The organism is Amycolatopsis sp. NBC_01480, from assembly GCF_036227205.1.
Taxonomy (GTDB): domain Bacteria; phylum Actinomycetota; class Actinomycetes; order Mycobacteriales; family Pseudonocardiaceae; genus Amycolatopsis.
In genome coordinates this window covers 3,513,409-3,536,703 of record NZ_CP109442.1, presented here as the reverse complement: position 1 = coordinate 3,536,703, position 23,295 = coordinate 3,513,409, and the positions used below count along the sequence as shown (strand labels likewise).

Below are 23,295 nucleotides of genomic sequence, written 5' to 3'. Positions count from 1 at the left end.
CCAAGGCGCGCTCGCGGCGTCAACGAGGTTGGCCCGTCTGTGTGATGAGCCCTTGAGCCGTCCGGAGAGTCGTACCCTGAGGCGCATGTGCCGAAACATCACCACGTTGCGCGGACTCGATCCCGCTGCGACCACGGAGGAGATCGAAGCGGCCGCGCGCCAGTACGTCCGCAAAGTGACCGGCGTGCAGTCGGTTTCGGACGCCACGCGCGCCCCGTTCGAGTCAGCGGTCGCCGAGATCGCGGCCATCACCACCCGGCTACTGGCCGAGCTGCCCGAGCGCCGCCAGCCGCCGCCGACCGTCCCGCCGCTGCGCCGTCCCGAGGTCCGCGCGCGGATGGCGCTGAAGGAACTCAAAAAGCCCTGAGCACCGGTGCCGCCGGGGGTATCCACAGCGGACTGCCGTTCGCTTGAGCCGTAACGGATTCGGGGACCGGTCCCGAGGCAGCGCGCTTGAATGCCTTGCGTACTGGCGTTTTCGGACGTCAAACCGGATGCGGAAGGACAAATACCCATGACCAGCACTCGCCCAGAGGGGTTGGACAGGGAGATGACCCCACCCCCGGCCCTGCAGAACCCGGCCCGCCGCCAGCGGCAGGTCGCGCTGCCACTGGCGGTCGCCACGGTCTTCGCGGTCACCACTGCCGGCTTCACCGCGCAGACCGCCACCGCGGCCACGAACGACAACAGCGGCGATCCGGGCAACAGCGCGCACTCCTCGCACGGCCGCGCGCCTCGGCCGCACGGCGGGCCGGCCCGGCAGCGAATCCGCTGGACGTTGCCGTCCGATGATCGGGGCCGCGGTGCCGGCCGGCCGCTCTCGGGTCCGCAGGACACCAAGAACACCGATGAATTCGACGGGAAGTCGAACATGCCCGGCGGGGCCGGTGAAACGCTTCGCCAGGTCGCCGCCAACCGGGGCGAGGGCATTGCGAACGCGTTGGGGACAGTCGGGAACGACGTCAAGCCCGGCGCGTTCACCAATGTCCCGGCCGAGGCGCCGAACCCGCAGGTGCCCGGTCAGGTGAGCTCGAAGGCGGTCATCGGTGCGATCGGCGCCAGTCTGCTGGCCCAGCGCGCCGCGGAACTCGGCAAGGCCGGCTACTTGCGGATGGTCGGCCGGCCCCCGGAGCCGTCGGCGTCGGACGTCGCCAAGGCGAACCGGGTGGCCACCGACAAACTCACGAAGTCGCTGGGCTTGTCGGACCGGCAGATGGGCCTCAGCGTCGACCAGTTGCGACAGCAGCAGCAGCTGCGGGAACAGCAGCAGCGGCAGCAGAACTACGGTCGTGCGCCGGAATCGGCCGGGCAGCAGCAGCCTTCGCAGCAGCCGCAGGCCAAACCGTCGGCAGCTGAGGAAGAGGCCGCGGCGCAGGCGAACGCGGCCGCGGCGGCGCAGGAAAACGCGAATCTGAACGCCCAGGCCGCCAGCCTGAAGACCGCGCAGGCCGAGAGCACGCAGCGGCAGCAGGCGAACGTCGCCGAGATGCAGCGGCAGAACACCCAGGCGCAGCAGCTGGAGCGGACCCGGCAGGCGCAGGAAGTCGCCAGTGAGAGCCGGCAGCAGGCCCTCGCGCAGCAGGCCCAAACCCAGGCGGACAACGCGGCCGCCGCGCAGCGGACCGCGGCCGAATCGGCGGCCCGGCTGCAGGCGGAGCAGCAAGCGGAGGCCGCGGCCCTCGCCCGGCCGGGTGCCCGGGCGGCAACCGGCGCCGGGAAAGCGACCGAGGAGGAAACCCCGGCACCAGCCGAGGAACGCGGGCGAGGCGCGTCCGAAGAAGGCGAGCGGTCCGGGGCAAAGGCACCGGAGGAGGAAGCTCCGGCGCCCCCGGTGAAGGACACCGAACCGATGATCGAGGACGGGGTTCCCTCGGCCAGGAACGTGTCTCCCCAGGAGCTCATGGGCCTGATCACCGGCGGAGAGGAATAAGCCGAACCGACCGGATGCTGCGCGTCAACCCAGGGTTGGCGCGCAGCATCCGTCGATACCCCGTGAAGCTCGACGACCTCATCAACAGCAGGACGCGCTCGCCCACCTGATCAGCCACTTCGTGGACCAGGCCGGCGGTCCGGCGCCTCGTGGACGGAAAGAACACCTACTGCCGCGCTCGAGCCTCTGACTGCGCTTGCCGCGTGCCTGACGGTGAGTGGGGATCGGCTACCCTGGCAGGCGGTAGCGTGTCCGAGCGGCCGAAGGATCATGTCTTGAAAACATGCGAGGGTTCTGCCCTCCGCGGGTTCGAATCCCGCCGCTACCGCCAAACTTCGGTGGCCGGCGCAAAGTAGCCGGTCACTGTCGCGTCCACCTGGAGCGGGCGCCGCGGAGCGCAGGCGCCGGGCCCGTCCCTCAGCTCACCAATCCGGACCCGTGGTGGCACCAGGCGAGCCGGGAAGGGAAGCGCGGCCGTTGTCCGGGTCGTGCAGGTGTTCGAGGACTCGGGTGAAGACCGTGCCGACCACGGATTGCTCCTCAGGGGTCAGCAGGTCGATGAGGTGTTCCCGGGCGCCGCGGACGTGGGTCGGGGCCGCCGCGTCGAGGAGGGTCTGGCCGGCGTCCGTGAGCTGGGTCAGGACCCCGCGCTTGTCGTCCGGGTCCGGGGTGCGGCGGACCAGGCCGGCGGCCTCCAGTTTGCTGATCTGGTGCGAGAGCCGGCTCTTGGTCGACCCGAGCTGGTCGGCCAGGTCCGACATCCGCGCCTGCCGGTCCGGCGCCAGGCTCAGGCAGACGAACACCTCGTAGTCGGCGAGTGACACCGCGTGGCCCTCGGTCAGCTCGCGGTGCAGGCGCTGGCGCAGCCGGAGCGTCGCGACGATGTAAGCCTGCCAAGCGTTCTGCTCGACGCCGTTCAGCCAGCGCACGCCCTGGTCGTCGGTCATGAACGAAGGGTAGAAGGCCGCTTCCGGACACGCTCGGCGCACACTCCTTTACGGCGTTCAGTGAAAAGCCCGGGGCGGAATCCCCCGAAGGAGGATCACGAAACGGTTGAGACTCGCGCCGAAGAAGCGCATTCTGCTTGCAGCGGATGGGCTGATCAGGTATCCAGGCGAGCCGCCGATGACGCGCCGGAGCCGGTTTCCCACCCGGGAGAGGCCAGGTGGTGGCGTGGCAGGTGATTTCCGCGGTTGACCGCCCGCTGTATCCCGCGGCCGGCACGGCACCGTTCCGGTTCGGTCGCGATGGTGAACAGCAGGAGTGGGCTACTACGGTGCGCCCGGTTTCTTCCTCGCGCATCCGACGTCGCCAGTGGCGTTGTTTCTCCTCGCGGCCTCGGCACCGCGAAGGCAGCGCCGGACGCCGGCCCGGCTGGTGGCCAACCGCCCGGTAAACAGAAAAATCTCGTGAGTACCTGGGTGCGGCCCGCAGCGCAAAGGGCCGCACCCAGGCTTGTGTCGGCCCCGCCGGTTACGCTCCCCCCGTGCGATTCGACGACAACGCGGGGCTGGACACCTCCGAGGTCCAGGACATGCGGGGCAGCGGCGGCGGTGGCGGCGGGATCGGCGGCCGCGTCGCGATCGGCGGCGGCGGGCTCGGCCTGGTCGGCCTGGTCATCTACTTCCTGATGTCGCAGTTCGGCGGGGTGAGCCTCGGCCCGAGCACCGCGTCAAGCGGGCTGGGCCTGAGCAACCTCGGCTCCGGGCAGCAGGTGGACAGCACCACACTGGCGCAGAAGTGCCACACCGGCGCGGACGCCAACCGCGACCACGACTGCGCGATCGTCGCCGTGGTCAACTCCGTGCAGGACTACTGGGCGCAGGAGTTCGCCCGCTCCGGCCGGACCTACAAGAAGGCGCCGACCCGCTTCTTCAGCGGTGGCGTCCGCACCGGCTGCGGCAGCGCGACCTCGGACACCGGGCCGTTCTACTGCCCCGCCGACTCCGACGTCTACATCGACCTGTCCTTCTTCAACGAGCTGAAGACCCGCTTCGGCGCGCAGGGCGGGCTGTTCACCGAGTCGTACGTGCTCGCGCACGAGTACGGCCACCACGTGCAGAACCTCAACGGCACCTCGAAGCAGGGCACCGGCACCGGCCCGAAGTCCGGCTCGGTCCGGCTCGAGCTGCAGGCCGACTGCTACGCCGGCGTCTGGGCCAACCACGCCTCGACGACCCCGACCGAAAGCGGGCAACCGCTGGTCCAGGACATCACGCAGGACGACATCTCCCGCGCGCTGGACACCGCGTCCCGGATCGGCGACGACTACATCCAAACCAAGCTCGGCAGCGGGCAGGCCGACCCGTCCAGCTTCACCCACGGCACCTCCGCCCAGCGGGAGAAGTGGTTCACCACCGGGTTCCAGACCGGCCAGCCCGCCCGCTGCGACACCTTCGGGACCAACAACCTCGGCTGACCCGCCGCCCAGAGCGCCCCAATGTGGCGTTGGTTGCGTGGAATCAGGCCTGGGCGCAGAGCGCCTCCGTTGAGGGCGGTGGTGGGGCAGGGCTGGCGCACCGAACGCCACATGGGGGCGCTTCAGGCGAAGGCGGGGTTACGAGGCCAGCGCGTCACCCGCCGCAGCCCTGTGCCCCGTCAGCGACCGCTGCTTCTTCGCCTTCCCGGCCTTCCCCGAGGCGACGCCGTTCACGCTCTCCGTGCTGGTCGCGTAGACGCCGACAGCCCAGGCCACACCGTCGGAGTTGCGTTCCAGGGCGACACGGTCGATGTTGCCCAGGTTGTCGCACGCCTGGTGGTAACAGGGATCGAACGCGAGGCCCGCCGTACCGCCCCACTTCGCGGCCTGCGCCGGGGTCTTCAGCACCTCCGCGCCGGTGTCCAGGCCGCCCGCCGGGATGCCGACGGCGATGAACTCGCCGTAGTCCGAGCGGCCGGTGAAGTCCGTGCCCTCCGCCGAAACGCCGCGCGAGGCCAGGTAGTCGACGAAGGTCTTTTCGATCTGGCCCGAGCCGTACGGGCCGGGACCGGAGCCGACGCCGTCCGAGTTGTCGCCGTCGTAGGCGAAGTAGCCGGCGTTGGGCGAGCCGATCATGTCGAAGTTCAGGTACAGCGCGATGTCCAGCTGCTGCTCGAAGCTCAGCGAGTACACGTAGTACGTCGAGCCCACCAGGCCGAACTCCTCGGCGCTCCAGAACCCGAAGCGCACCGCGTTGTTCACCTTCGGCTTTCCGCCCAGCTGCAACGCGGTCTCCAGCAGGGCCGCGGAGCCCGTGCCGTTGTCGTTGATGCCCGGGCCGGCCGGGACGCTGTCGAGGTGCGAGCCGAGCATCACGACGTTGTCCTTGCGCCCGGTCTTCGTCTCGGCGATCACGTTGTAGCTGGTGCGCGCCTCCTGGAAGGTCCGCAGCTCCAGCGTCACGCTCGCGCCGTCCTTCGCCGCCAGCGCCTGGCCGTCGGTGTGCGAGACGCCGCCGGTCGGGATGCGCGCGCCGGCCGGGTCGCCGAGGGTGCCGTTGAGCGGGCCGGGCTCGTTGTTGGCGACGATCACGCCGATCGCGCCCGCGCCGGCGGCCGCCTGCTGCTTCTGCGCGAACGGGCAGGAACCGCGTGACACCAAGGCGATCTTGCCGGTGACGTCGCCGTAGTCGGCGGCCTCGCAGCCCGGGGTGGCGTCGGCCGGGATCACCGCGAGCGTCGCCGTGACGCCGCCGACCGGCGTCGACGGGCTGTACTCCATCGCGGTCACGGGCACGCCGGCGCCGGCCACGACGAGCTTCTCCGCCAGGGTTTCGTTGTAGGTGAACGGAAACTGCTGCCGCGTGACGGTGTAACCCGCGGCTTCCAGCTTGCCCGCGATGTACTCCGCGGACTTCTTGTGCCCCTCCGTGCTCGCCGCGCACGTGCCGCCGTTGGTGTCGGCGAACCGCTGCAACGCGATGAGGTGCCGGTTCACCCCGTCCAGCCCGACCTTCTTGGTCAGCTGCTTCGCGAGCGCGAGGTCGTCGCCGTTGGCCGCCGTGGCGGGGGCCGCGCCGAGCGCGAGGGTCACGCACGCGGCCAGCACCACCGGCGGAATGAGTCTCTTTCGGGTCAATAGCATGGTTGCTCACCTTTGTTCGCCATGTCCGTTCCGTCAATGCGGCATTCGGCGGACGGCCTGGCCCGGGGGATACAGTCGGCGCCATGTACGCGATCACGATCCGTGAGCCAGGTGGGCCCGACGTACTCGAATGGACCGAGGTCCCCGACCCCCGGCCCGGACCGGGGGAAGTCCTCATCGACGTCGCCGCGAGCGCGGTCAACCGCGCCGATCTCCTGCAGCGCCAAGGCTTCTACCCGCCGCCGCGCGGCGCGAGCGAGGTGCTCGGCCTCGAATGCTCCGGCGTGATCGCCGAACTCGGCGAGGGCGTCGAGTGCTGGAACGTCGGCGACGAGGTCTGCGCGCTGCTCGCGGGCGGCGGCTACGCGGAGAAGGTCGCCGTCCCGGCCGGCCAGGTCCTCCCGGTCCCGGCCGAGGTGGAGACGCTCGCCGCGGCCGGGCTGCCCGAGGTCGCCTGCACCGTCTGGGCGAACGTCGTGATGCACGCCGGCCTGCACGAGGGCCAGGTGCTGCTGGTGCACGGCGGCGCGGGCGGCATCGGCACGCACGCGATCCAGGTCGGCAAGGCGCTGGGCGCCACCGTCGCGGTGACCGCGGGCTCGGCCGAGCGGCTGGAGCGCTGCCGCCAGCTCGGCGCCGACATCACCATCAACTACAAGGAGCAGGACTTCGTCGAGGTGCTGGCGAAGGAGACCGGCGGCGCGAACGTCATCCTCGACAACATGGGCGCGAAGTACCTCGAACGCAACGTCGACACCCTGGCCATGGACGGCCGGCTGATCGTGATCGGCATGCAGGGCGGCGTCCAGGGCGAGCTGAACCTCGGCAAGCTGATGGGCAAGCGCGCCAGCGTGTTCGGCGCCGGCCTGCGCGCGCGGCCGCTGGACCAGAAGGCCGCGATCGTCGCCGACGTCCGCGAGCGGCTGTGGCCGCTGGTCGAGCAGGGCTCGGTGGGGCCGATCGTCGGCCAGGTCGTGCCGATGGCCGAGGCCGCGTCCGCGCACCGGATGCTCGAGGAGGGCACCGTGTTCGGGAAAGTGCTGCTGGCAGCCAAGTCCTGACCCGCTCGTGAGTGTTCATGACGGGTAACTAGTCAGGTCCCCTGGTCGTGTGGTGATCGTCGTTCTGCGATGATTACCACGTGTCCGGGGGTGAGCGTCCGTCGTATGACGAGTTGGCCGCGCTGGTGGTCGCGCAGGCGGAAACGATCCGGGTGTTGCGGGCCGAGGTGGAGCGGTTGAGTGCCCGGGTGACGGAGCTGGAGCGGCAGCTGAAGACCACGTCACGGAATTCGTCGAAACCGCCGTCGCAAGATGTGTATTCCAAGCCTGCGCCGAAGTCGTTGCGGCGGAAGACCGGTCGTGTGCAAGGGAAACAGCCCGGTGCGCCGGGCGCGAGCCTGAAACTGGTCGACGATCCCGACGTCGTTGTCGATCATGTTCCGGTGGCGTGTTCGGGCTGCGGGACAGGGCTGTCGCGCCGTCCGGATGTGGGTGTGGTGCGCCGTCAGGTGCATGATCTGCCCGAGATCGTGCCGGTGGTGACCGAGCACCGGCTGCATCAGAAGCGGTGTCGTTGCGGGGTGCTGACCACCGCCCCGGCTCCCGTCGAGGCGACCGCCCCGGCCTGTTATGGCCCGAACCTGACCGCGCTGGCCGCGTATCTGCTGGCCTATCAGCACATTCCGGTCTCCCGGGCCGCTGAGCTCCTTGGCGAGGTGACCGGGGCGCCGGTGTCGACCGGCTGGGTCAGCTCGGTGCTGGGCCGTCTCGCGCCCGGGTTGGAGCCGTTCGTCGCCGCGACCGCTGCCGCGGTCGCGGCGGCGCCGGTGGCGCATTTCGACGAGACCGACATCCGGGTCCTCAGCAAGAATCGGTGGCTGCACTCGGCCAGCACGGCCTGGCTGACCGTCTACTTCCTGCATGACAAACGTGGCCGCGAGGCGATCGACGCGTTCGGTGTCCTGGACGGGTTCACCGGGGTCGCGGTGCACGACGGTTACCACTCCTACCGCACTTACGACCTCGTTCACGCACTCTGCAACGCCCACCACCAGCGGGAACTCCAAGCCGCGGCCGAAACCCACCCCGACCAGACCTGGCCCACCGGGCTCAGCGACCTCCTCGACGAGCTCAACGCCGCCGCTCACACCGCCCGTGACCTCGACCTGACCGCCATCCCCGGCGAGGTCCTCACACCCCTGACCAGCCGCTACGACACCCTCGTCCGAGCCGGCCTGGACCTGCACCCACGCAACCAGCGAGGCCACCCGAAAGGCGGAAGACCCACCCAAACACCAGGCCGCCGCCTGCTTGAACGCCTCCAGAAATACCGCGATGACGTCCTGCGGTTCGCGTTCGACCTGACCGTCCCTTTCACCAACAACCAGGCCGAACGCGACATCCGCATGACCAAAACCCAACTCAAGATCTCCGGCGGATGGCGCACCCACCACGGCGCCACCACCTGGCTCACCGTGCGCTCCTACATCTCCACCATCCGCAAAAACGGCCTCAACACCCTGACCGCACTCCGCGACGCCATCACCGGAAACCCCTGGCTACCAACCAACCTAGCCATCACCTGACTAGTAACCATGACGGTTCTAACCGTCATGAACACTCACGAGTCGGACGGAGCTCAGCGGAGTTCTTCGAGCACCCGCACCAGCTGGTTGATCTCGAAGACGTTCGAGTAGTGCGCGAGCCCGATGCGCACGGCGCCGCCCACTTCGCCGACGCCCAGCGACGCGAAGACGCCGCTGGAGCCGTCGTCCGCGAAGGCGCACAGGCCCTGCGAAGCGAGGTACTCCGCTACTTCCGGCGACTTCTTGCCGGCGACGGCGAAAGCGAGCGCGGGGATGCGGCGCATCGCGTCGCCGATCACCATGATGTGCCGCAGCGAGCGCAGTTCCGTGGACAGCTGGGCCAGCAGCCCGGCGTGGTACGACTTGGCCGAGCCCAGCGACGTCACGAGCCGCTCGCGCCGGGAGCCGGTGGCCGCGTCGTCGAGTCCGGCCAGGTAGTCGATCGACGCGACGAGGCCCGCGAGCAGTGGGTGCGCGTGCGGCCCCAGCTCCAGCCGGGCCGGGCCGCGCGCGCCCGGGTCGAGCGACACCGACGAGATCCGTTCCAGCATCTCGGGGTCGCGGAACACCAGCGCGCCCACCGAAGGCCCGCCCCATGCCTGCGCGGAAACGACCATCACGTCCGCGCCCAGCTCGGCGAGGTCCAGCGGCACGAACGGCGCCGCATACGTCGCGTCCACCACCACCAGCGCGCCGACGCGCTTGGCGAACTCGATCACCGTCGGCACGTCCGGCCGGGTCCCGACGGACCCCGAAGCCAGCGTGACGGCGACGGCCTTGGTCCGCGCGGACACCAGGTTCTCGTACTGCCAGGCGGGCAGCTCGCACGTCTCGATGTCGATCTCGCCCCAGCGCACCACGGCGCCCACGCGCTTCGCGGCACGCTGCCACGGCGCGAGGTTCGCCTGCTCGTCCAGGCGGGAGACCACGACCTCGTCGCCGATCGTCCAGCGCTCGGCGAGCGCGTCGACCAGGCGGCGCAGCATCACCGGCGCGCTCGGTCCGAGCACGACGGAAGCCGGCTCCGCCCCGACCAGATCGGCCACGGCGCGCCGGGCCGCGGTGACGATGCTTTCCGCCCGCTGGGAGGCCGGGAACGCTCCGCCCGGCCCGGAAACCGGGGCACGCATCGCCGTCGACACGGCCGAAGCGACCTGTTCCGGGACGAGCATTCCGGCGGCGCCGTCGAAGTGAATCCAGCCGTCACCCAGAGCGGGGAACAACCCACGGATGCGCGCGACGTCAAACGCCATGGTGGACACCGTACGGACGTGCGGTTTCGCGGTTTCCTCGGGGTTGGGTGGGAGCCGACCCCGCCGCCGGAATGCCGCTACCCTCGGAACCTGCACCACGAGTCAGCAACGGGGATGGAGCACATGAGCGAGCCGAACTACCGGGAATCGGGCACAGCCGGTAACGCGGGAGCCGATTCTTCACCCCATGTAATGGTCGTCGGGCCGGACGGGGTCCCGGTCGGTGCTGCCCAGCTGCCGATCGAGGGCGAAGAGGTCGAGGGCATGGGTGACCTGGTCGAAGAGCCGGCCAAGGTGATGCGCATCGGCACCATGATCAAGCAGCTGCTGGAGGAGGTGCGCGCCGCGCCGCTGGACGACGCGAGCCGCAACCGCGTCCGCGAGATCCACCAGACCTCGGTCCGCGAGCTGCAGCAGGCGCTGGCCCCGGAGCTGAAGGACGAGCTGGAGCGCCTGGTCCACCCGTTCAACGAGGAGTCGACGCCCTCGGACGCCGAGCTTCGGATCGCGCAGGCCCAGCTGGTCGGCTGGCTGGAGGGGCTGTTCCACGGCATCCAGACCGCGCTGTTCGCCCAGCAGATGGCCGCGCGGGTGCAGCTGGAGCAGATGCGCCGCGGTCTCCCGGCCGGTTCCTCGCCGGCCATGCCGGGCCGCCCGGGCGCCGAGGGGCACGGCCCGGGGATCTCCGGGACCGGGCAGTACCTCTGATTTTCGTGCCCTGAAGGCCACCGGCGAGCGGCCGGATGGCCTTCAGGGTGCTCACACGGCGGCGAAGAACTTCCGCAGGTCGCCGATCAGGAAGTCGGGCTGTTCGAGGGCCGGGAAGTGGCCGCCGCGGTCGAATTCGGACCAGTGCACGATCTTGTCCGTGCGCTCCGCGAGATGGCGCAGCGGCAGGCCGATGTCGTCCGGGAACACCGCGACACCGGTGGGCACGGTGTTGACCGGAACCGGCGCGCCCCAGGCGCCTTCGAGGTCGGCGTAGATCCGGGCGGACGAGCCGGCCGTGCCGGTGAACCAGTAGATCGAGACGTCGGCGAGCAGGTCGTCGCGATCGATCACGTCCTCGGCGGCGTTCGAGAACGAGCGGAACTTCTCCGCGATCCACGCCAGCTGGCCCGCGGGTGAGTCGGTGAGGCCGTACGCAAGCGTTTGCGGCTTGGTGGACTGGATCATCGCGTAACCCGTGCCGGTGTATTGGAACGCGCGCGACTTCTCCAGCGACCGCTCCGCCTTGGCCAGCTCGGCGCCGGAGACTCCCTCCAGGTCGGCTTCGCTGCGCGCGACGGCCGTCGGCAGCATCGTCACGTGCGCGCCGAGCACCCGCTCCGGGAACTGGACGGCGAGCGCGCGTGAGATCAGCGCGCCCCAGTCGCCGCCGTGGGTGCCGAACCGCTCGTACCCGAGGCGCGTCATCAGCTCCGCCCACGCCCGCGCGCCCCGCGACGGCCCCCAGCCCCGGTCCTTGGTCGGCCCCGAGAACGCGAACCCGGGAATCGACGGCGCCACCACGTGGAACGCGTCCGCGGGGTCCCCACCGTACGCGCGCGGGTCCGTGAGCGGCCCGATGACGTCCAGGAACTCGACGATCGAGCCGGGCCACCCGTGCGTCAGCATCAGCGGCGTGGCGTCCGGCTCGGGCGAGCGGACGTGCAGGAAGTGGACGTTCGCCCCGTCGATGGTGGTGGTGAACTGGGGAAACGCGTTGATCCGCGCTTCCTGCACCCGCCAGTCGAAGCCCAGCCGCCAGTACTCGGCCAGCTCCCGCACCGCGTCGACCGGGATGCCCAGCTCCCAGGCCGGGCCGTCCGGCTGGTCGGGCCATCGGGTGCTCGCGAGCCGCCGCCCGAGGTCGTCGAGGTCGGCCTGCGGGACGGCGATCCGGAACGGCGTGAGTTCTTGGGTCATGCGGACCACGCTAGAACCGATCGAGGACGCGGGCAGTCCTCTATTTCCGACCGTTCAGCCGCGCGGCGACGGCGTCGAGCACCCGGTCCGCACCCAATCCGTCCACAGTGGACGAAGCCGCCTTGGCGAGACGGCTGCGCAGCGAGGCGTCCGACAGCAGCTCGCGCAACGCAGTGGTCACCGCGCGGTCGTCCAGGGTGGACGCGGTGCCGAGGCCCGTGGTCAGGCCCAGGTCGAGGGCGGCGCGGTAGCCGGCGGCCTGGTTGTCCACGAGCTGCACCGCGGCGGTCGGGACGCCGAGGCAGCACAACTCCAGGAAGGTGACGCCCGCGGCGGTGATCGCGACGTCCGTCGTCGCGAACAGGTCCAACAGGCCCGGGTGCGGGGCGGCGACGCGGACCGACTGGCCGTCCACCAAGGACGGCAGCTCGGGCTCACCGCGGACGAGGGCGTCGGCGGTGAAGGGCAGCGAAGTGTCGCGAAGGGCGCGTAGCAGCGAGGACACTGTCGACGCCCACTCGGCGCCTCCGCCCAGGACAACGGTGACGTGCAGGGGCGAGCCCGGGGTCCGCGAAGCTCGCAGCGCACGCGTACGTAGAACAACGTCGCGAAGCGCCGTGAACTCGACGCCGCGCAGCAGAACACCCGAACCGTCCGAAGGCCGCGGCGCCGGCGTGAGACCGCTGTCGACGACCACGTCCGCGGGCCGTCGGCCGAAGGTGTCGTCCTCGATGGACACCAGTACGGCGCCGGCGGCGTTGACTTCGGCCCGCACGTCGCCCAGTCCGTAGTGGTCCACGAGGACCGCGTCGAACCCGGAAGCCAGCGATGCCAACGGAGACACCGGCAGCCGCGTAACCGACAGCTCGGAGAAGCGCGAAGCCAGCCACTCCGCGTTGTCCGTGTCTCCGGCGAAGGCCACCTCCCAGCCGCGAGACACCGCGCGCTCCGCGTACGCGACAACCCGCGAGATGTGGCCCGCGCCGATCGTCGGAGAGGCGTCGGCGCGAAGCAACAGCCTCACTGGCCGACCTTCTTCTGCTCGACGTGTGCGTTCAGCGCCACGAGATCCGGCCGTGAGCGCAGCAGCGACACGACCGAGCGCCACTCCCCCGGCCGATCGCCCAGCTCCGCGACGACCGCCGAGATCAGCTCCCAGTCCTCGGCGGTGTCGAGGGTCACCCGCAGGTCCTCGGCCGGCGGGCTGACCACCACGCCGGTGCACGAGTACGGCGAAGGCTGCCGGTAGATCGCCGACGTCACGTGCTCGCGGTCCGGCCCCGAAGCGGACTCGACCTGCTCGGCCAGCACCCCCGCGCGCACCAGCTCCGCGTCGAAGCCGCGCGGCAACGTCCGGACCAGCGTCGTGCTGACGTAATCGAGAGACGGCTCCGCGCGCCACACCGCGGCCAGCCGGCCGATCAGCGCCGGGTCCACCAGCGGGCAGTCGGCGGTGAGCCTGATCACCGCGTCCGCCGGGTACTGGGCCAGTGCCACGCCGAAGCGCGCGACCACGTCGTCGAGCGGCCCGCGCGCCACCAGCGCCCCGCACCGCGAAGCCTCCTCGGCCACGGCGTCGTCGTCCGCGGCGTCCGAAGTGGCCACCACGACCTGGTCGACGCCAGGTGCCGACGCCGCCGCGCGCACCACCCAGCCGAGCACACTGCGCCCGGCGAGCGGCCGCAGCACCTTGCCCGGCAGCCGCGTCGAGGAGGACCGGGCCTGGATCACGGCGTTGACGCCGAGGCCATCACGCATGGGTGACATGATGGCCTGCGGCGACAGCGCCGTTACCAAGAACCCCGAAACGCGGAGGTCACCGATGTCCGAGCTGGATGGCTCCAGCATCCTGCTCACCGGCGGGACCGGCTCTTTCGGCAAGGCGTTCATCGCCCATGCCCTGGCCGAGCTCAACCCCAGCCGGCTGGTCGTGCTCTCCCGCGACGAGCTCAAGCAGTACGAGGCGCGCCAGCTGTTCGACGACGACCCGCGGCTGCGCTGGTTCATCGGCGACGTGCGCGACCGCCGCCGCCTCGAGCGCGCCATGCACGGCGTCGACTACGTGGTGCACGCCGCCGCGCTCAAGCAGGTGGACACCGGCGAGTACAACCCGTTCGAATTCGTGCAGACCAACGTGATGGGCTCGCAGAACGTCATCGAGGCCGCGATCGACACCGGGGTGAAGAAGGTCGTCGCGCTCTCGACCGACAAGGCCTCCAGCCCGATCAACCTGTACGGCGCCACGAAGCTGTGCGCCGACCGCATGTTCATCAGCGGCAACCACTACGCGGCCGCGCGCCCCACTCGGTTCTCCGTGGTGCGCTACGGCAACGTGATGGGCTCGCGCGGCAGTGTGATCCCGTTTTTCCGCAAGCTCGCCGAGCAGGGCGAGTCGCTGCCGATCACGCACAAGGACATGACCCGGTTCTGGATCACGCTGCCGCAGGCCGTGCAGTTCGTGGTCGACTCGTTCGACCAGATGCACGGCGGCGAGCTGTACGTGCCGCGCATCCCGAGCATGCGGCTGGTCGACCTGGCCCAGGCCATCGCGCCGGGCTCGCCGATGCACGAGGTCGGCGTGCGGCCGGGCGAGAAGCTGCACGAGGAGATGATCGCCCCGGACGACGCGCGCCGGACGGTGCAGCTGCCCGACCGCTACGTGGTCCAGCCGCACCTCGCGGGCTGGGGCTACGAGCCGCCGTCCGATGGCCGGCCGATGCCCGAGGGCTTCGCCTACCGCTCGGACAGCAACGACCTCTGGCTCGAAGCGGACGAACTGCGCGAACTGGTCGAGCAATATGCCTGACGGCAACGCTTTCCTGCCCTACGGCCGCCAGTCCGTCACCGAAGAGGACATCGCCGCCGTCACCGAGGTGCTGCGCGGCGACTGGCTGACCACCGGGCCCGCGGTGACCAAATTCGAGGCCGATCTGGCCGAGCACACCGGCGGCGCGCCGGCCGTCGCGGTCACCTCGGGCACGGCGGCGCTGCACGTCGCGTACGCCGCGGCCGCGATCAAGCCCGGTGACGAGGTGGTGGCCTCGCCGATGACCTTCGTCGCCACCGCGGCCACCGCCGCGCTGCACGGCGCGAAGGTAGTCTTCGCCGACGTCGAGCCGGACACCGGCAACCTCGCGGTGGACGCCGCCGCGGCCGCCGTGACCGAGCGGACGAAGGTCGTCGCCGCCGTCGACTACGCCGGGCACCCCGCGGAGCTGGACGCGCTGGCCGACATCGCGCACAACGCGGGCGCGCTGCTGCTGGAGGACGCCGCGCACTCGATCGGCGGCACCTGGCTGGGCCGCCCGGTCGGCTCGATCGCCGACCTGACCACGTTCTCCTTCTTCCCCACCAAGAACCTCACCACCGCCGAGGGCGGCGCGGTCGTCACCGCGTCGCCGGAGTTGCTGGCGCGGGCCCAGGGCTTCCGCAACCACGGCCTGGTCCGGGACAAGGCCCGGCAGCGCACCCCGGACGAGGGCGGCTGGCACCAGGAGGTGCACGAGTTCGGCCTGAACTACCGGCTGCCGGACGTGCTGTGCGCACTCGGCAGCAGCCAGCTCAAACGCCTGGCGGAGTTCAAGAAGCGCCGCGCCGAGATCCACGCGCGTTACAACACCGCGCTGGCCGACGTCGACGGACTCCTGACCCCGCCATCCCGCGAAGGCGCGGACCCCGCATGGCACCTGTACCCGTTGCGGGTGCTGGAAGGCCGCCGCCGGGCGCTGTTCGACCACCTGCGCGGGCTCGGCATCGGCGTGCAGGTCAACTACATCCCCGCGTACTGGCACCCGGTGTTCGAAGACCTCGGCTACCGGCGCGGCCTGTGCCCGAACGCCGAGGCGTACTACGAGCAGGAGCTTTCGCTGCCGTTGTTCCCGACGCTGGCGGACGCGGACGTGGACCGGGTTCTGGACGGGGTGCGCGGCTTTTTCGGGGGCTGAGGTGTAGGGCTCGTGAGTGTTCATGACGGTTCTAACCGGCATGAACACTCACGAGTCCTAAATCAGGTCCCAGGTCAGCGCCGTGCCCCGCGCAGCGTCCACGCGGAACGTGCGGCCCAGCACCGTGGTGATCTCCGCCGGAGCGAGCCCGCCCGCAGGCCGGATCGACCGGACGTTGTCAGTCGTCACCAGGTCACCCGCACGGACATCGGCCACGACGTACAGCGAGCGCCGGAAACGCAGGCCCTCCTTCTCGCTCTCGCGCGGGCCGATCACGGCCCGGCCGAGCGCCTCCCACGCGCGGTGGCTCTCCACCACCAGCGAAGCCAGTTCGGCGGGCTCCAGCGAGAACTCCGAATCGACGCCGCCGTCCCCGCGGGCCAGCGTCACGTGCTTCTCGATCGCGACCGCGCCCATCGCGACCGCGGCCAGCGGAGCCCCGATGCCCGGCGTGTGGTCCGAAAGCCCGATGAGGGTCCCCGTCACTCCCGCCAGCACCGGCAGCCCACGCAGGTTGCTCTCCGACGGCGACGCCGGGTAGCTCGCCGTGCAGCCGAGCACGATCAGCTGGTCGTTGCCCGCGTCACGGGCGGTGCGCACGGCCGCGTCGATCTCCGCGACGCTCGCCATCCCGGTCGAGATGACCAGCGGCTTCCCGGTGCGCGCGCACAGCTCGATCAGCGGCAGGTCGACGATCTCCGAGGAGGCGATCTTGTACGCCGGCGCGTCCAGCGATTCCAGCAGCTCCACGGCCGTCGGGTCGAACGGGCTGGAGAACACCTCCAGGCCGCGCGATCGGGCGCGGGCGAAGATCGGCTCGTGCCACTCCCACGGGGTATGCGCCTTTTCGTACAGTTTGTAGAGGTTTTCCCCGCCCCACAGGGAATGCGAGTCGCCGATCCGGAACTCCGGGCCGTCGACGTCGATGGTGATCGTGTCCGGCCGGTAGGTCTGCAGCTTGACCGCCTGCGCGCCGGCGTCGGCGATCGCGTCCACGATCGCCAGCGCGCGGTCGAGGTCCCCGTTGTGGTTGCCGGACATCTCGGCGATCACGAACGGCGGGCGGTCCGGGCCGAGCGTGTGGTCGCCGATACGAACTTCAGTGGCGGTCATCCTGCGCGGCTACCTCTGCTTCCTGGACTTCCTGGCTCGGTAGTCGGCGGCGCGCAGCTCCGTCCAAACCACTTCGCGAGGCACACCGTCGACCTCCCGAACATACCTGCGCACCTCGGTAAAGCCGAAACGGCGGTGCAGCTGGAGAACCTGGCGGTTGTCGGCCAAAGTGGCACCTCCCAGCACCTCGAGACCGAGCTCCTCGAAGGCGTAGTCCACGGCCTCGCGCTCCAGCCGCATCCAGGCCGCCAGCAAATCGCGCCCCAGACCGTCGCCATCGAGGTAGAACGCCCACTCGGCGCTGCCGGCCGAGGTGACATCACTGAACAGCACGACCCCGGCAGGCACATCTTTGTGCAGGTAGACCAGCACTCGCCGGGTTTCGTCGTCGCGTACGGAAGCGAACCACGCGCGATGTTCCTCGGCACCGATCTCGTGGGTGGTAAAGCTCACCCGCCGAACATCGGGGTGGTTGCGCCAGAGCCGAATCCGTTCGAGGTCACCGTCGCCCGCTCGGCGCAGGTTGGTCATTCAGCGACCGACGGCGCCAGGTGGTCCTCTTCGAGGCGGCGCAACCGGTCCTCGTACCGGGCGATCCCGGCGAGCCGGATGCGGATCTGCGAGTGCTGGCGCTGGATCTCTTCGATCAGCGAACGCGCTTCGGCCGTCTCGGCGGAATCGGCGCGCGGCACCAGCACCAGCGACTCCCGCAGCGTCTCCAGCTGCGCCTCCTGCGCGGCGATGTGCGGGATGATCCGGTCGAGCTCGGCGCGCGTCCAGCGCAGGTCGCCCTGTGCGTCGCCGAGGCTCTTCTCGGCCCCGTCGAGCCGGCGCCGGTGGTCGGCGGTCGCGTGCTCCAGCTCGTTGACGCGGTGGTTCAGCTCACGGATGACGTCGCGCGTCCGCTCTTCGATGCGGAAGTCGATGAGCCGGGCGAACCGGCCGATCAAGCCGGAGCGGATCTTCTGAACTGCCATGGGGAACGGTTCCTTAGGGGTTTACGGAGTGCGCTCAGCGCAGGAGAACGGTGTTTCCGGTCTTCGTCCACGAGTCGAGCAGCCTGCCCTCCGCGGCGATCTGGTGTTCGGGGCCCACGATGCAGGAATCGCCGGCCGCGTGCTCCCAGGCGGTCTGCTCCGGGTTGTCGATGAAGGAGAACCCGGTCAGGACCAGCTGCGCGTCGGGGAACGAGGTCCGCGCGATCCAGGCGGCCAGCGTGCCGGTGGTCGACCAGGTCGGCTCCGTGCGCGAAGGCAGGCCCAGCTCGTCCGACAGCGGCAGCACCACGTCGCGGTTCGACACCGGGACCGGGCCGAGGTCCGCGGGCCACCAGCCCGGGACCGCCTCGGGCTCCCAGTGCAGCCGCCCCGGCTCGACCAGCAGGTACAGCCGCCGGCGGTAGTCGCGGAAGACGTGCGGGGTGGCGCGCAGCGCGCGGTTGAAGACCACCACGTGCACCTTGCGGCCGGTGGTCTCGGGCCCGTCCGGTTCGTCGACAATGAAGCCGTTCACCCGGATCACGAGGTCACAGTCGTCCACGGCCTTGGCGCGCGCCGGGTCCGGCGGCAGCGGCTGGTTGCCCACCACTGCCACCGACTGTGGGTCGGACCGGTCGGCGTACGCCGCGAGAAGATCGACCATCAAGCTCGCCGCACTGAGAGCAGCAGTCATAAGGCAAGAAAGTACCAGGACACACCTTGTGCCCACTGCCGTATCGCCCGGTTCGCGCAGTGGCTGGGCCGGGGCGGCCCGAGGGCGCCGCATCCCATCGGTACCCTCGTCCTCGTGCATGCGACCAGCACGGTTCACGTAGCCGAAGCCGAGGTTCCGACGCCGGTACCGCCTGCGTCGGACCGCAAGACGTTCTCCAAGGCGATCACCGACATCAGGGAGGGTCTCGCCGCCCGCGAGCTGTGGACCCACCTGGGGTGGCAGGACATCAAGCAGCGCTACCGCCGCTCGGTGATCGGGCCGTTCTGGATCACCATCAGCCAGGGCGTCATCGCGCTGGGCCTCGGCCTGCTGTACTCACAGCTGTTCAACACGCCCATCCAGGTGTTCCTGCCCTACCTCTCCACCGGCTTCATCATCTGGGGCTTCATCCAGGGCTGCCTGAGCGAGGGCATGGAGACGTTCATCGCGAACGAGGGGATGATCAAACAGCTCCCCGCGCCGCTGAGCGTGTACGTGCTGCGCACGGTCTGGCGCCAGATCCTGCTGCTGGCGCACAACCTGATCGTCTACGTGGTGCTGATGATCATCTTCTTCAGCGCGCTGGACAAGCCGTACTCGCTGGGCAGCAAGGAAGGCTTCCCGCCCGGGGCCTGCGCGCCGGGCCTGTTCTGCCACCCGGGGCTGAGCTGGAACATCCTGCTCGCCATCCCGGGCTTCATCCTGCTGGCGCTCACCGCGTGCTGGGCCGCGCTGCTGCTGGGCATCATCTCGACCCGCTTCCGCGACATCCCGCAGGTGATCAACTCGCTGATCCAGCTGATGTTCTACGGCACCCCGATCGTCTGGCCGGTCGACCAGCTGATGACCGGCGGCTCGCGCCAGAAACTGGACTGGATCCTCCCGGTCATCAAGGCCAACCCGCTCTACCACTACATGCAGGTGACCCGCGCCCCGCTGATCGGCCAGGCCGTCAGCTGGACCAGCTGGGCCATCGTCGGCGGGCTCACGATCGTCGGCTGGGCACTGGCGCTCGTCGCCATGCGCAACTACCGCTCCCGCGTCTCGTATTGGGTGTGACACATGGTCAGCATTGACGTCCACAACGCGTACGTCGACTTCCCGATTTTCGACGCCAAGACGCGGTCGATGAAGAAGCGGGTGCTCGGCAAGGTCGGCGGCAAGATCGGCACCGACCAGAAGGTGCCGATCATCGAGGCGCTGCACGACGTGTCGATCTCGCTCAAGGACGGCGACCGCGTCGGCCTGGTCGGCCACAACGGCGCGGGCAAGTCCACGCTGCTGCGGCTGCTCGCCGGGATCTACGAGCCCACCCGCGGCTCGTCCCGGATCACCGGCCGGATCGCGCCGGTGTTCGACCTCGGCATCGGCATGGACCCGGAGATCTCGGGCATCGAGAACATCCTGATCCGCGGCCTGTTCCTCGGCATGAGCGCCAAGGAGATGGAGAAGCGGGTCGACGACATCGCGGAGTTCACCGAGCTCGGCGACTACCTGCAGATGCCGCTGCGCACGTACTCCACCGGTATGCGGGTGCGGCTGGCGCTGGGCGTGGTCACCTCGATCGACCCGGAGATCCTGATCCTGGACGAGGGCATCGGCGCGGTCGACGCGGCGTTCCTGAACAAGGCCCGCGACCGGCTCAAGGACCTGGTCAAGCGCTCCGGCATCCTGGTGTTCGCCAACCACTCCGACGAGTTCCTGATGGAGCTGTGCGACACCGCCATCTGGATGGACGAGGGCCACGTGAAGCAGCAGGGCTCGCTCCGTGAGGTGCTGACCGCGTACAAGGGCCGGGACCCGTTCGAGAACATGAGCCAGGAAGGCCTGGAGCGGCTCGGCATCGAGCCGGCGGCGGTCAAGAACGGCGGCGTGTGATGGCCGGCGAGACGCAGCAGTTACCCGAAGGCGCCGTCGTCGGTGTCGTGGTCACCCGCCACCGGCGGGAGCTGCTCGCGGACTCGCTGAAGATCATCGCGGCCCAGACGCGCCCGGTCGACCACCTCGTCGTGGTCGACAACGGGCCGGACCAGTCGGCCCGCGACGTCGTCGAGTCGTACCCGCTGCCGTGCACGTACCTGCCCTCGCACCGGAACCTCGGCGGCGCCGGCGGGTTCGCGCTGGGCATGCTGCACGCGCTGTCGATGGGCGCGGAGTGGGTCTGGCTCGCCGACGACGACGGCCGCCCCGCCGACGAGAACGTGCTCGCGATCCTGTTGGAGGAAGCCGAAAAGCGCGGCCTGGCGGAGGTTTCGCCGGTGGTGGCGAACATCGACGCGCCGGCCCAGCTGGCCTTCCCGCTGCGCCGCGGCCTGACCTGGAAGCGGTCCTCGGCCGAGCTGGGCACGGACTTCCTGCCCGGCATCGCGTCACTGATGAACGGCGCGCTGTTCCGTGCGTCCACTTTGGACGTCACCGGCGTGCCCGACCTCCGCCTGTTCTTCCGCGGCGACGAGGTGGAACTGCACCGCAGGCTGGTCCGCTCGGGGCTGCCGTTCGGCACCTCACTGCGCACCACTTATCTGCACCCGGACGGCTCGGACGAGTTCAAGCCGATGCTGGGCGGCAAATTCCACGCGCAGGACCCGGAAAACGAGGTCAAGCGCTACTACACCTACCGCAACCGCGGATACCTGCTGTCCCAGCCCGGGATGCGCAAGATCGGCGCGCTCGAGGTGCTGCGGTTCGGCCTGTACTTCGTGGGCGTGAAGCGGGACCCGAAGGCGTTCCTGCAGTGGCTCAAACTGGTGCGGCAGGGTCGTGCGGAGAAGTTCTACCGCTACTGACGCCGCTTCCGGCCGGGCTTGCAGCTTCCGGCCCGGCCTGAAGCGCCCCAATGTGGCGTTCGGTGCGTGGAATCGGGGCTGGGCGCGGAGCGCCTCCGTTGAGGGTGGCGGTGGGGCAGGGCTGGAGCACCCAATGTGGCGTTCGGTGCGTGGAATCGGGGCTGGGCGCGGAGCGCCTCCGTTGAGGGTGGTGGTGGGGCAGGGCTGGAGCAACCAACGCCACATTGGGGCGCTACCCGCCGAAGACCGGCGGCCCGGCGGCTACTCGCCGATGACCGGCGGCGCGCTGCGCAGGCCGGAGCCGAAGAGGTCGTCCGGGTCGCTTTCCTCGAGGAAGCCGGAGCCGTCCCGGCCGTCGTCGCCCTCGCTGCGCCAGTCCGCCGCGCCCATGCCGGGACGGCCGGGCGCGCCGCCCATGCCCCGGCCCGCAGCCGCTTCAGCGGCACCCATGCCGCCCGGTCGCGCCGCGCCGCCCGAGCCGGCGCCCGGGTTGGCCTCCGGGACGCCCTGGCCGGGGCCGAAGGAGCCGCCGCCGCGGCCGACCTTGGTCTCGTGCTCCGACTCGCCGCCGAAGCCGCCGCCGCCCATGCCGCCCATCGGCATCGCGCCCATGCCCATGCCGGCGGCCGAGGACCCGCCCTGGTTGCCGCCCTGCTGCTGGCCGGCCGCGGGGACTGCGCTGGCCGTGGTGGTGCCGTTGTCGGTGACCGGCAGGTGGCCGGAGCCGGTCATCTGGCCGGGCCCGTTGACCGTCGCGGCGGCGTGGCCGGCGACCGCGGCACCGCCGCCGCCCGGGATGCTCACGCTGCTGCCCGTGTCGCCGCCGGTGCCGTGGTGCTGGTCGACCGAAACGTTGCTGGAAGGCAGCACGACGTCCGGCTTCGCGGAGCCGCTGACGCCGAACTTCGGCGGCTCGGCGAACACCGGCTGCTTGGACGCCGCCGCGTACAGCGACTTGTCGTAGCCGGACATCGTCTCGGCCGCCTGCTCGTGGGCGGACCGGCTGTCCTGCTGCTTCTGCAGCGACTTGTCGATGGTGTCGCCCATGGTGAGCGGGTTCGCCGTGGCCCAGGAGTCGAACTCCTCGTCCCAGTTGAACGGGACGGGCTCGGTCATCGCGTTCTTGGCGTCCTGCGCCGCGGTGCCCTGGTCGCCGATGGTCTCCGACGCGAGCTTCGCGTTCTGCGAGTTGACGTCGGCCCACTTGCCGAGGCTGGTGAAGTAGGCCTGCGCGTTCGTCGCCGCCTCGCCCTCCCAGGAGCCCTTCGACTTGGCGACGGCCTCGTTCAGCTGCGTGGCGAAGTCCTCGAAGGCCTTGTGCAGGTCGAGGTACGCGGTGGAGACGTCGGCGACCTGGCGGGCGTCGAGGTTCGTCTCGACGAAGCTCTTCAGCTGCTCGTGGTCGTGGCCGAGGTAGTCGGCGTCGGACGGGTTCAGGCCCTGGACGTGCCCGCTCTCGCCGCTGTGGACAGCGGTCGGGTGGACGCTCGGGGCGCCGGTCTGGCCCTCGGTGTTCGTGGTCATGCGGATCCCCTCCGGGCAGCGTGAGTGGCGGGCTTCGGCATCCGTCAGTGCCGGGCCTTCGAGGCGTCGAAGGCCTGGCCCTCGTTCTCGGTGTAGACGCCGGCGGCGCGGGCGAGCGCCTCGTCGGCGTCCTTGAGCACCTGGCCGAACTGCTCCAGCACCACGGTGGCCGAGCCGGTGGCGTCGGCGCCGCCCTTGCGGTCGTGCGCGGCGACGGTCTGGCCGTACGGGTGGCTGCCCAGCTGCGGCGCCGAAGCGAGCAGCTGCGTCTCCGCCTTCATGTGGTCCAGCCGGGTGGCCATGTCGGTCAGCGCCTTGCGCAGGTCGCCGAGCGCCTCGCCGGAGATGGTGAAACCACCGGACTTCGCGGCGTCGACCAGCTTCCTGGTCTCGGCCGTGACGGCCGTGATCGCCTGCGAGTTCAGCCCGCCGGCCTCGAGTGCGCTGGTCGCCTGTCCAGGGTCCGCCACAGAGCTCATGCCCGGCAGTCTACTG

23 protein-coding genes and 1 tRNA gene are annotated in these 23,295 nt (G+C 70.3%); 12 read left to right on the top strand and 12 right to left on the bottom strand.

All coding sequences use genetic code 11. The annotated features are described in order from the left end of the window. The first annotated feature begins 85 nt into the window (after positions 1–85). The 3 genes from OG371_RS16795 (at position 86) to OG371_RS16785 (ending at position 2,261) form a co-directional block, all read left to right on the top strand. Positions 86–367 carry a DUF2277 domain-containing protein gene (locus OG371_RS16795; RefSeq protein ID WP_329070266.1) on the top strand — a complete coding sequence of 94 codons (282 nt, stop codon included), beginning with the start codon at positions 86–88 and terminating at the stop codon, positions 365–367. Between the two features lie 183 nt (positions 368–550). After that, complete coding sequence (locus OG371_RS16790; protein WP_329070264.1) at positions 551–1,930, top strand: hypothetical protein; 1,380 nt, start codon at positions 551–553, stop codon at positions 1,928–1,930. Positions 1,931–2,172: 242 nt separating this feature from the next. Beyond that, positions 2,173–2,261 (top strand) — tRNA-Ser (locus tag OG371_RS16785). 91 nt (positions 2,262–2,352) lie between these two features. Here the strand turns inward: OG371_RS16785 and OG371_RS16780 are convergent. After that, positions 2,353–2,877 carry a MarR family winged helix-turn-helix transcriptional regulator gene (locus OG371_RS16780; protein ID WP_329070262.1) on the bottom strand — a complete coding sequence of 175 codons (525 nt, stop codon included), beginning with the start codon at positions 2,875–2,877 and terminating at the stop codon, positions 2,353–2,355. A 539-nt stretch (positions 2,878–3,416) separates the two neighbouring features. Between OG371_RS16780 and ypfJ the strand changes: the two genes are divergently transcribed. Then, positions 3,417–4,349: a KPN_02809 family neutral zinc metallopeptidase gene (gene ypfJ / locus OG371_RS16775; RefSeq protein ID WP_329070260.1), complete on the top strand. Its 933-nt coding sequence runs from the start codon at positions 3,417–3,419 to the stop codon at positions 4,347–4,349. Positions 4,350–4,487: 138 nt separating this feature from the next. Here ypfJ and OG371_RS16770 read toward each other — a convergent pair whose 3' ends face one another. Continuing rightward, the gene (locus OG371_RS16770; RefSeq protein ID WP_329070258.1) at positions 4,488–5,993 is read right to left on the bottom strand and encodes a M28 family metallopeptidase; all 1,506 of its coding nucleotides are present in this window, start codon (positions 5,991–5,993) and stop codon (positions 4,488–4,490) included. 83 nt (positions 5,994–6,076) lie between these two features. Between OG371_RS16770 and OG371_RS16765 the strand changes: the two genes are divergently transcribed. Both OG371_RS16765 and tnpC read left to right on the top strand, forming a co-directional pair. Further along, positions 6,077–7,054 carry an NAD(P)H-quinone oxidoreductase gene (locus tag OG371_RS16765; protein WP_329070256.1) on the top strand — a complete coding sequence of 326 codons (978 nt, stop codon included), beginning with the start codon at positions 6,077–6,079 and terminating at the stop codon, positions 7,052–7,054. A 113-nt stretch (positions 7,055–7,167) separates the two neighbouring features. Continuing rightward, complete coding sequence (gene tnpC, locus OG371_RS16760) at positions 7,168–8,580, top strand: IS66 family transposase (RefSeq protein WP_329070254.1); 1,413 nt, start codon at positions 7,168–7,170, stop codon at positions 8,578–8,580. 53 nt (positions 8,581–8,633) lie between these two features. Here the strand turns inward: tnpC and OG371_RS16755 are convergent, their stop codons facing one another. Then, positions 8,634–9,833: a cysteine desulfurase-like protein gene (locus OG371_RS16755; protein ID WP_091621582.1), complete on the bottom strand. Its 1,200-nt coding sequence runs from the start codon at positions 9,831–9,833 to the stop codon at positions 8,634–8,636. A 114-nt stretch (positions 9,834–9,947) separates the two neighbouring features. Here OG371_RS16755 and OG371_RS16750 point away from each other — a divergent pair, with 114 nt between their 5' ends. Continuing rightward, positions 9,948–10,541 (top strand): bacterial proteasome activator family protein, encoded by a 594-nt coding sequence (locus tag OG371_RS16750; protein WP_329070250.1) that lies wholly within the window; start codon positions 9,948–9,950, stop codon positions 10,539–10,541. Between the two features lie 51 nt (positions 10,542–10,592). On the opposite strand, the gene OG371_RS16745 is transcribed toward OG371_RS16750, so the two are convergent. Genes OG371_RS16745 through OG371_RS16735 form a run of 3 tightly spaced genes read right to left on the bottom strand, consistent with a single transcriptional unit; the run spans position 10,593 to position 13,508 of the window. Next, complete coding sequence (locus OG371_RS16745; RefSeq protein WP_329070248.1) at positions 10,593–11,741, bottom strand: epoxide hydrolase family protein; 1,149 nt, start codon at positions 11,739–11,741, stop codon at positions 10,593–10,595. 40 nt (positions 11,742–11,781) lie between these two features. Next, positions 11,782–12,765: a PseG/SpsG family protein gene (locus OG371_RS16740; RefSeq protein WP_329070246.1), complete on the bottom strand. Its 984-nt coding sequence runs from the start codon at positions 12,763–12,765 to the stop codon at positions 11,782–11,784. Then, positions 12,762–13,508, bottom strand: coding sequence for a cytidylyltransferase domain-containing protein (locus OG371_RS16735; RefSeq protein WP_442876163.1), 747 nt, complete (start codon positions 13,506–13,508; stop codon positions 12,762–12,764). The genes OG371_RS16740 and OG371_RS16735 overlap by 4 nt, the downstream gene beginning before the upstream one ends. A 55-nt stretch (positions 13,509–13,563) precedes the next feature. Between OG371_RS16735 and pseB the strand changes: the two genes are divergently transcribed. Then, on the top strand, positions 13,564–14,547 hold the full coding sequence (gene pseB / locus OG371_RS16730) for a UDP-N-acetylglucosamine 4,6-dehydratase (inverting) (protein WP_329070241.1): 984 nt from the start codon (positions 13,564–13,566) through the stop codon (positions 14,545–14,547). Continuing rightward, positions 14,540–15,685, top strand: a complete 1,146-nt coding sequence (locus tag OG371_RS16725; RefSeq protein ID WP_329070239.1) for a DegT/DnrJ/EryC1/StrS family aminotransferase — start codon at positions 14,540–14,542, stop codon at positions 15,683–15,685. Before pseB ends, OG371_RS16725 begins: the two co-directional genes overlap by 8 nt. A gap of 57 nt (positions 15,686–15,742) precedes the next feature. On the opposite strand, the gene pseI is transcribed toward OG371_RS16725, so the two are convergent. From pseI to OG371_RS16705, 4 genes are read right to left on the bottom strand one after another with little or no spacing between them, the layout of a single operon-like run. Beyond that, positions 15,743–16,798 (bottom strand): pseudaminic acid synthase, encoded by a 1,056-nt coding sequence (pseI, locus tag OG371_RS16720; RefSeq protein ID WP_329070238.1) that lies wholly within the window; start codon positions 16,796–16,798, stop codon positions 15,743–15,745. Positions 16,799–16,807: 9 nt separating this feature from the next. Further along, positions 16,808–17,329: a GNAT family N-acetyltransferase gene (locus tag OG371_RS16715; RefSeq protein WP_329070236.1), complete on the bottom strand. Its 522-nt coding sequence runs from the start codon at positions 17,327–17,329 to the stop codon at positions 16,808–16,810. Continuing rightward, positions 17,326–17,775, bottom strand: coding sequence for a hypothetical protein (locus OG371_RS16710; protein WP_329070234.1), 450 nt, complete (start codon positions 17,773–17,775; stop codon positions 17,326–17,328). Before OG371_RS16710 ends, OG371_RS16715 begins: the two co-directional genes overlap by 4 nt. A 34-nt stretch (positions 17,776–17,809) precedes the next feature. Continuing rightward, positions 17,810–18,439, bottom strand: a complete 630-nt coding sequence (locus OG371_RS16705; RefSeq protein WP_091621557.1) for a hypothetical protein — start codon at positions 18,437–18,439, stop codon at positions 17,810–17,812. 144 nt (positions 18,440–18,583) lie between these two features. Here OG371_RS16705 and wzm point away from each other — a divergent pair, with 144 nt between their 5' ends. The 3 genes from wzm to glfT1 are packed head-to-tail and all read left to right on the top strand — an operon-like array spanning position 18,584 to position 21,276. After that, entirely contained in the window at positions 18,584–19,549 is a 966-nt protein-coding gene (gene wzm / locus OG371_RS16700; protein WP_329070231.1) for a galactan export ABC transporter permease subunit Wzm/RfbD, read from the top strand. Positions 19,550–19,552: 3 nt separating this feature from the next. Beyond that, on the top strand, positions 19,553–20,368 hold the full coding sequence (wzt, locus tag OG371_RS16695) for a galactan export ABC transporter ATP-binding subunit Wzt/RfbE (RefSeq protein ID WP_091621552.1): 816 nt from the start codon (positions 19,553–19,555) through the stop codon (positions 20,366–20,368). Continuing rightward, the gene (gene glfT1, locus OG371_RS16690; RefSeq protein WP_329070229.1) at positions 20,368–21,276 is read left to right on the top strand and encodes a galactofuranosyltransferase GlfT1; all 909 of its coding nucleotides are present in this window, start codon (positions 20,368–20,370) and stop codon (positions 21,274–21,276) included. Before wzt ends, glfT1 begins: the two co-directional genes overlap by 1 nt. Before the next feature lie 261 nt (positions 21,277–21,537). On the opposite strand, the gene OG371_RS16685 is transcribed toward glfT1, so the two are convergent. Together OG371_RS16685 and OG371_RS16680 are read right to left on the bottom strand one after the other, a co-directional pair. Further along, a complete protein-coding gene (locus OG371_RS16685; protein WP_329070227.1) occupies positions 21,538–22,800 on the bottom strand; it encodes a hypothetical protein in 1,263 nt (420 codons plus the stop codon). Positions 22,801–22,844: 44 nt separating this feature from the next. After that, the gene (locus tag OG371_RS16680) at positions 22,845–23,279 is read right to left on the bottom strand and encodes a hypothetical protein (RefSeq protein ID WP_329070225.1); all 435 of its coding nucleotides are present in this window, start codon (positions 23,277–23,279) and stop codon (positions 22,845–22,847) included. Positions 23,280–23,295 lie beyond the last annotated feature (16 nt).

Coding starts and splice junctions, on each gene's coding strand:
- OG371_RS16735 (WP_442876163.1), bottom strand. CDS start 13,508: ATGTCACCCATGCGTGATGGCCTCGGCGTCAACGCCGTGATCCAGGCC.
- OG371_RS16790 (WP_329070264.1), top strand. CDS start 551: ATGACCCCACCCCCGGCCCTGCAGAACCCGGCCCGCCGCCAGCGGCAG.
- OG371_RS16715 (WP_329070236.1), bottom strand. CDS start 17,329: ATGACCAACCTGCGCCGAGCGGGCGACGGTGACCTCGAACGGATTCGG.
- OG371_RS16705 (WP_091621557.1), bottom strand. CDS start 18,439: ATGGTCGATCTTCTCGCGGCGTACGCCGACCGGTCCGACCCACAGTCG.
- pseI (WP_329070238.1), bottom strand. CDS start 16,798: ATGACCGCCACTGAAGTTCGTATCGGCGACCACACGCTCGGCCCGGAC.
- OG371_RS16685 (WP_329070227.1), bottom strand. CDS start 22,800: ATGACCACGAACACCGAGGGCCAGACCGGCGCCCCGAGCGTCCACCCG.
- OG371_RS16770 (WP_329070258.1), bottom strand. CDS start 5,993: ATGCTATTGACCCGAAAGAGACTCATTCCGCCGGTGGTGCTGGCCGCG.
- OG371_RS16745 (WP_329070248.1), bottom strand. CDS start 11,741: ATGACCCAAGAACTCACGCCGTTCCGGATCGCCGTCCCGCAGGCCGAC.
- glfT1 (WP_329070229.1), top strand. CDS start 20,368: ATGGCCGGCGAGACGCAGCAGTTACCCGAAGGCGCCGTCGTCGGTGTC.
- OG371_RS16750 (WP_329070250.1), top strand. CDS start 9,948: ATGGAGCACATGAGCGAGCCGAACTACCGGGAATCGGGCACAGCCGGT.
- OG371_RS16795 (WP_329070266.1), top strand. CDS start 86: ATGTGCCGAAACATCACCACGTTGCGCGGACTCGATCCCGCTGCGACC.
- OG371_RS16755 (WP_091621582.1), bottom strand. CDS start 9,833: ATGGCGTTTGACGTCGCGCGCATCCGTGGGTTGTTCCCCGCTCTGGGT.
- OG371_RS16780 (WP_329070262.1), bottom strand. CDS start 2,877: ATGACCGACGACCAGGGCGTGCGCTGGCTGAACGGCGTCGAGCAGAAC.
- pseB (WP_329070241.1), top strand. CDS start 13,564: ATGTCCGAGCTGGATGGCTCCAGCATCCTGCTCACCGGCGGGACCGGC.
- OG371_RS16765 (WP_329070256.1), top strand. CDS start 6,077: ATGTACGCGATCACGATCCGTGAGCCAGGTGGGCCCGACGTACTCGAA.
- OG371_RS16725 (WP_329070239.1), top strand. CDS start 14,540: ATGCCTGACGGCAACGCTTTCCTGCCCTACGGCCGCCAGTCCGTCACC.
- OG371_RS16710 (WP_329070234.1), bottom strand. CDS start 17,775: ATGGCAGTTCAGAAGATCCGCTCCGGCTTGATCGGCCGGTTCGCCCGG.
- wzt (WP_091621552.1), top strand. CDS start 19,553: ATGGTCAGCATTGACGTCCACAACGCGTACGTCGACTTCCCGATTTTC.
- OG371_RS16680 (WP_329070225.1), bottom strand. CDS start 23,279: ATGAGCTCTGTGGCGGACCCTGGACAGGCGACCAGCGCACTCGAGGCC.